General features: G+C 39.8%; 1 protein-coding gene. It reads right to left on the minus strand.

Translation table 11 applies throughout. From position 1 onward, the window contains the following. A partial coding sequence (locus R5R67_RS19520) for a metallophosphoesterase (protein ID WP_318755212.1) occupies positions 1 to 623 on the minus strand: 623 nt, incomplete at both ends.

The raw sequence follows: 623 nt of genomic DNA on the forward strand, positions 1-623 counted from the left end.
CCACTTAAGCCATCACATGTTTTTTGATTGAGTTTCGTACTTGGCGCTGCACCTTCATGGACAACGACGACAATGGCTTCAATACCTTGTTTTTGGAGTTCAGGAATTAAAGCATTTACCGTATCTGCTTCATCACGGAATTCAACATCCTTAATACCCGCCGCTGGAACAATACTTGGAGTCGCTTTGAGTGTTAAACCAATAAAAGCTACAGGAATCCCGCCATAAGTTTTGACTTTATAGGCAGGAAAAATCGTTTTACTTGTATCACTTTTCATTGCCACGTTAGCTGCAAGGAAATTGAATTTTGCGCCGCTAAAGTTTTTATTAATTTGGCATGGGGCAGTGCTGGTATATTGTTGACAACCGCCATTTTGTAAACGACGCAATTCATCTGTACCACGGTAAAACTCATGATTTCCAACCGCATTAAAGTCAATTTGAATATCATTCATGACTTCAATAGTAGGCTCATCTAGAAATAACGAAGAAGTGATTGGGGAAGCATGAATTAAGTCACCTGCTGACACAACAGCATTATTGGGATTTTGAGCTTTAAGTTTCTTAATTGCATCTGCAAAGTAACTCACACCACCGACAGGAATACGTACAGTTTGAGATGC

Source organism: Acinetobacter sp. OYA S30 (genome assembly GCF_033599315.1).
GTDB classification, from domain to species: domain Bacteria; phylum Pseudomonadota; class Gammaproteobacteria; order Pseudomonadales; family Moraxellaceae; genus Acinetobacter; species Acinetobacter baumannii.